General features: G+C 55.3%; 7 protein-coding genes. 5 read left to right on the top strand and 2 right to left on the bottom strand.

Going from position 1 to position 5,348, the window contains the following annotated elements:
* Positions 1 to 74 precede the first annotated feature (74 nt).
* Positions 75 to 491 (bottom strand): IS200/IS605 family transposase, encoded by a 417-nt coding sequence (gene tnpA / locus AB5Z09_RS08975; protein WP_064338318.1) that lies wholly within the window; start codon positions 489 to 491, stop codon positions 75 to 77.
* Between the two features lie 21 nt (positions 492 to 512).
* On the opposite strand from tnpA (AB5Z09_RS08975), the gene AB5Z09_RS08980 reads away from it, so the two are divergent.
* The 4 genes from AB5Z09_RS08980 (at position 513) to AB5Z09_RS08995 (ending at position 3,591) form a co-directional block, all read left to right on the top strand.
* Positions 513 to 1,718: an RNA-guided endonuclease TnpB family protein gene (locus tag AB5Z09_RS08980; protein WP_149153227.1), complete on the top strand. Its 1,206-nt coding sequence runs from the start codon at positions 513 to 515 to the stop codon at positions 1,716 to 1,718.
* Positions 1,719 to 1,949: 231 nt separating this feature from the next.
* A complete protein-coding gene (locus tag AB5Z09_RS08985; RefSeq protein WP_270657741.1) occupies positions 1,950 to 2,324 on the top strand; it encodes a hypothetical protein in 375 nt (124 codons plus the stop codon).
* A gap of 133 nt (positions 2,325 to 2,457) precedes the next feature.
* Positions 2,458 to 2,736: a peptidylprolyl isomerase gene (locus tag AB5Z09_RS08990; protein ID WP_042657102.1), complete on the top strand. Its 279-nt coding sequence runs from the start codon at positions 2,458 to 2,460 to the stop codon at positions 2,734 to 2,736.
* A gap of 180 nt (positions 2,737 to 2,916) precedes the next feature.
* On the top strand, positions 2,917 to 3,591 hold the full coding sequence (locus AB5Z09_RS08995; protein WP_042657101.1) for a DUF1499 domain-containing protein: 675 nt from the start codon (positions 2,917 to 2,919) through the stop codon (positions 3,589 to 3,591).
* A 39-nt stretch (positions 3,592 to 3,630) separates the two neighbouring features.
* On the opposite strand, the gene AB5Z09_RS09000 is transcribed toward AB5Z09_RS08995, so the two are convergent.
* Positions 3,631 to 4,836 carry an RNA-guided endonuclease TnpB family protein gene (locus AB5Z09_RS09000; RefSeq protein ID WP_149153227.1) on the bottom strand — a complete coding sequence of 402 codons (1,206 nt, stop codon included), beginning with the start codon at positions 4,834 to 4,836 and terminating at the stop codon, positions 3,631 to 3,633.
* Positions 4,837 to 4,857: 21 nt separating this feature from the next.
* On the opposite strand from AB5Z09_RS09000, the gene tnpA (AB5Z09_RS09005) reads away from it, so the two are divergent.
* Positions 4,858 to 5,274, top strand: coding sequence for an IS200/IS605 family transposase (gene tnpA, locus AB5Z09_RS09005; protein ID WP_064338318.1), 417 nt, complete (start codon positions 4,858 to 4,860; stop codon positions 5,272 to 5,274).
* Positions 5,275 to 5,348 lie beyond the last annotated feature (74 nt).

Raw genomic sequence — 5,348 nt, forward strand, 5'->3', positions numbered from 1 at the left:
TTACCCAAAAGCACCGTAAAGCCCCGTCATTCATGGCGGGGATATAAGGTGTGAATGGCGTAGCCGTTCCATGGTTAATGAGGTGTTTGCTGTTGCTCGATGTACTGCCGGATGATCTCTATCGGAGCGCCGCCACAACTCGATGCAAAGTAAGATGGCGACCACAACATGCCCTTGTAGTAGAACTTGGCGGCGATGTCTGGCCGCTCTTTTCGCAGCACCCGACTGGATGCCCCTTTTAGGCTGTTCACCAGCGCCGATACTGCCACTTTTGGCGGGTAATTCACCAGCAGGTGAACATGATCAACCTCTCCATCCATCTCTTTTAGCTCTGCCTCAAAGTCAGCGCAGATCTTGGAGAACAGCTCTCTAAGGCGGTCGATGGCGGCATTGTCGAATACTCTTCTGCGATATTTCGTCACAAAGACCAAATGAACATGCATAGAGAAAACGCAGTGTCTGCCAGTTCTAATGTCATTGATTTTGCTCATAGACCAAAGTATATTATAGCCATGCAACGACTTCAAGCCTTCAAATATGAACTTCGGCCAGACGGCCAGCAACAGCTGCGAATGCGCCGCTTCGCTGGTTCATGCCGTTTCGTGTTCAACAAGGCGCTGGCGTTGCAGCAGGAGCGCTTTGAACAGGGCGAGAAGAAGCTCGGCTATGCGGAGCTGTGTAAACAGCTCACCCAATGGAAGTCGGAAGACTCAACCGCTTGGCTTGCCGAAACGCCCTCCCAACCCTTGCAGCAAACGCTAAAAGATCTGGAGCGAGCCTACACTAACTTCTTCGCCAAACGCGCCGATTTCCCTCGCTTCAAAAAGAAGGGTTTATCCGATAGCTTCCGCTATCCGCAAGGTTTCAAGCTCGATCAGGCCAATAGCCGTCTGTTCCTGCCTAAGTTGGGTTGGCTACGCTACCGCAACAGTCGGGATGTGCTCGGGGTGATCAAGAACATCACCGTGAGCCAATCAAGCGGTAAGTGGTATGCCGCTATCCAGACCGAGCGAGAGGTTGATGTGCCCGTTCATCAAGGCACAGCTGTTGGCCTCGATATGGGGATTAAACGCTTTGTCACCCTGTCAGATGGCAGCCACAAAGACCCACTTAACAGCTTCAAGGCTCACGAAAAAGCCTTGCGCAAAGCGCAGCAGGCGATGAGCCGCAAAGTCATATTCAGCCGCAATTGGAAGAAAGCGAAAGCCCGTATTCAGCGCATCCAGACTCATATCGGCAGTGCCCGCCGCGACTACTTGCATAAGATCTCGACCGCCATCAGCAAAAACCACGCGCTGGTATGTGTCGAAGATTTGCAGGTGCGAAATATGTCCAAGTCAGCGGCGGGCACAACTGACACGCCTGGGCGCAACGTGCGAGCCAAGTCGGGCCTGAATAAGGCTATTTTAGATCAAGGCTGGGGCGAGTTTCGGCGTCAGCTCGACTACAAGCTGGCTTGGAATGGCGGGCATTTGATAGCGGTGCCGCCGAAGAACACCAGCCGAACGTGCCCATGTTGCGGGCATATCTCGGCTGATAATCGTCAAACACAAGCTACGTTCGAATGTGTGGAGTGTGATTTTAAAGAAAACGCCGATCTAGTCGGCGCGATCAATGTGTTAAGGGCGGGACACGCCCAGTTAGCCTGTGAAGTGAGTGGTGCAATAAGGCCGCCAGCAGCAGGAACCCACCGAAGCGAATTAAGCGTAATCGCCTAACCGCAGTAGGAATCCCCGTCCTTTAGGGCGGGGAGGATGTCAACACCAGAAACCCACCACGACAGAGTTTGTCGGCATCGCCCCACCCTCACGGTTTAGCAGGCCCGGCACACGCCAAAGCCCGCCGTAGCGGGTGATTAAGAATTGCTCGTTCAGCGCAATCGAATTATCCCGCTGCCTTTGCAGACGTCACTCCCTCACACTTGAACCATCAACTGAAGGAGACACATCATGCATACACGTAGCGAACAGATGGCTGACTATATTGCCGATCGTCTCGAGTTCATCACCTTCCTCGCCTGTTGCAGCGCCCTGCTGGCCCTGCTGACCGGCATGAGTGGCCAACAGGCACTGGCCTTTACCGCCCTGAATCTGCCGTTTGGCCTCGGTATTCTGCTGGCGATGGCGATGCTGGCCCCGCTGCCCGCCCACTGGCGGCTGCCAGGCATCACCTTGCTGCTGGCAGGTTGCGCCCTGATGACCCTGCAACTGGGGGGCGAGTGGCTCAATCCGCTGGCCATCTGGAGCCTCTACGCCCTGCTCGGGCTGGAGATCATCTGGCAAGCTCGCCCCCGCGCCGTGCTAGCCACCCGCGCTCGCCAATAATAGGGCTGACCAGCGCCGGTAAACGGCGGGCTGTGATGGCTGACGCCGGTGGCAAATTGGGGTACTCTTGCGCCCCCATTTGCCACCACACTTGGCATTAACAACCTTCGCCATCACGCCCAGGAGCGCCCCGATGAAAAAAGCCTGTGCCCAGCACATTCTGGTCAAGACCGAAAAACAGTGTATGGAGATCAAGGAGAAGATCGAGAAGGGAGCCGACTTCGGCCAGATGGCCAAGCGCTTCTCCACCTGCGCCTCTGCAAAACGTAGCGGCGATCTGGGGGAGTTCAATAAAGGGGATATGGTCAAGCCCTTCGACGATGCCGTATTCAAGGGCGAACTGCTCAAGGTACTGGGGCCGGTGCGCACCAAGTTCGGCTTCCATCTGATCAAAGTGCTCTATCGCAATTAAACCATCGCAACTGACCATTCTCTCGGTGAAGCTCGCATCAGGCGGGCTTCACCGACCTCTGCATCCCCCCTCGCAAAACTGGCTGAAACAACGCCAAACTCGCATCAATTTACTAACGTTATCAGACAATTAAGTTTATCCTTCTCGGCATTGTCCACATTCGACGATGGATCCCGTGCTATGCCCCGCTCTTGCTTGTGGCCCCTGCTGGCCTGGTTACTCCCGCTCGCTGGCGCCCTCGGCAGCCGCTTCCATCTCTGGCCCTGGTGGATAGGTTTTGCGATCTGTCTCATCGGAGCGCTTGTCTCCCTTATCCTGCTGGTGCGCCTGCCCTGGAGCCGCAACCGCTACGCCAACGGCTTTGGCGCCTTGCCGCTGTTGCTGCCGCTGCTCTTTGTGGTGCAGGCGCTGCGCATGCCGCTGATCAACGATGTGAGTACCGATCCCTACAATCCCCCCCTGCTGCGCTGGGCGGCGGAGCTTAGAACCGAGCAGGATCTGCCAATTAATAGCGCCCCGCTGAAAGCAGTTGAGGCAAAACCCGGTCCTCTCTTTACCAGGGCCTCCCCTGCCGAAGTGGTGATTGAAGCCAGCGAACTGATGCAGGAGCTGGGCTGGCAGGTACGACCGAGCCCGGATGGTCTGGATGCAGTGGTCACCACCGGCTGGTTCGGCTTTCAGGATGATGTGGCGCTGCGGGTCTTTGCCGGCCCGAAAGAGACTCGCATCGATATGCGATCGGCCTCCCGTCAGGGGCGCAGCGACTTGGGTACCAACCGGGCGCGGATCGAGGATTTTCTGATCCGCCTGAACGAGCGACTCGGTCAGGCCTACAAACCCAATTTGAAACCTTGACATCCTCCCCGCCCTAAAGGACGGGGATTCCTACTGCGGTTAGGCGATTACGCTTAATTCGCTTCGGTGGGTTCCTGCTGCTGGCGGCCTTATTGCACCACTCACTTCACAGGCTAACTGGGCGTGTCCCGCCCTTAACACATTGATCGCGCCGACTAGATCGGCGTTTTCTTTAAAATCACACTCCACACATTCGAACGTAGCTTGTGTTTGACGATTATCAGCCGAGATATGCCCGCAACATGGGCACGTTCGGCTGGTGTTCTTCGGCGGCACCGCTATCAAATGCCCGCCATTCCAAGCCAGCTTGTAGTCGAGCTGACGCCGAAACTCGCCCCAGCCTTGATCTAAAATAGCCTTATTCAGGCCCGACTTGGCTCGCACGTTGCGCCCAGGCGTGTCAGTTGTGCCCGCCGCTGACTTGGACATATTTCGCACCTGCAAATCTTCGACACATACCAGCGCGTGGTTTTTGCTGATGGCGGTCGAGATCTTATGCAAGTAGTCGCGGCGGGCACTGCCGATATGAGTCTGGATGCGCTGAATACGGGCTTTCGCTTTCTTCCAATTGCGGCTGAATATGACTTTGCGGCTCATCGCCTGCTGCGCTTTGCGCAAGGCTTTTTCGTGAGCCTTGAAGCTGTTAAGTGGGTCTTTGTGGCTGCCATCTGACAGGGTGACAAAGCGTTTAATCCCCATATCGAGGCCAACAGCTGTGCCTTGATGAACGGGCACATCAACCTCTCGCTCGGTCTGGATAGCGGCATACCACTTACCGCTTGATTGGCTCACGGTGATGTTCTTGATCACCCCGAGCACATCCCGACTGTTGCGGTAGCGTAGCCAACCCAACTTAGGCAGGAACAGACGGCTATTGGCCTGATCGAGCTTGAAACCTTGCGGATAGCGGAAGCTATCGGATAAACCCTTCTTTTTGAAGCGAGGGAAATCGGCGCGTTTGGCGAAGAAGTTAGTGTAGGCTCGCTCCAGATCTTTTAGCGTTTGCTGCAAGGGTTGGGAGGGCGTTTCGGCAAGCCAAGCGGTTGAGTCTTCCGACTTCCATTGGGTGAGCTGTTTACACAGCTCCGCATAGCCGAGCTTCTTCTCGCCCTGTTCAAAGCGCTCCTGCTGCAACGCCAGCGCCTTGTTGAACACGAAACGGCATGAACCAGCGAAGCGGCGCATTCGCAGCTGTTGCTGGCCGTCTGGCCGAAGTTCATATTTGAAGGCTTGAAGTCGTTGCATGGCTATAATATACTTTGGTCTATGAGCAAAATCAATGACATTAGAACTGGCAGACACTGCGTTTTCTCTATGCATGTTCATTTGGTCTTTGTGACGAAATATCGCAGAAGAGTATTCGACAATGCCGCCATCGACCGCCTTAGAGAGCTGTTCTCCAAGATCTGCGCTGACTTTGAGGCAGAGCTAAAAGAGATGGATGGAGAGGTTGATCATGTTCACCTGCTGGTGAATTACCCGCCAAAAGTGGCAGTATCGGCGCTGGTGAACAGCCTAAAAGGGGCATCCAGTCGGGTGCTGCGAAAAGAGCGGCCAGACATCGCCGCCAAGTTCTACTACAAGGGCATGTTGTGGTCGCCATCTTACTTTGCATCGAGTTGTGGCGGCGCTCCGATAGAGATCATCCGGCAGTACATCGAGCAACAGCAAACACCTCATTAACCATGGAACGGCTACGCCATTCACACCTTATATCCCCGCCATGAATGACGGGGCTTTACGGTGCTTTTGGGTAA

This window comes from Aeromonas sp. R2-2, assembly GCF_040908355.1.
Lineage (GTDB): Bacteria > Pseudomonadota > Gammaproteobacteria > Enterobacterales > Aeromonadaceae > Aeromonas > Aeromonas veronii.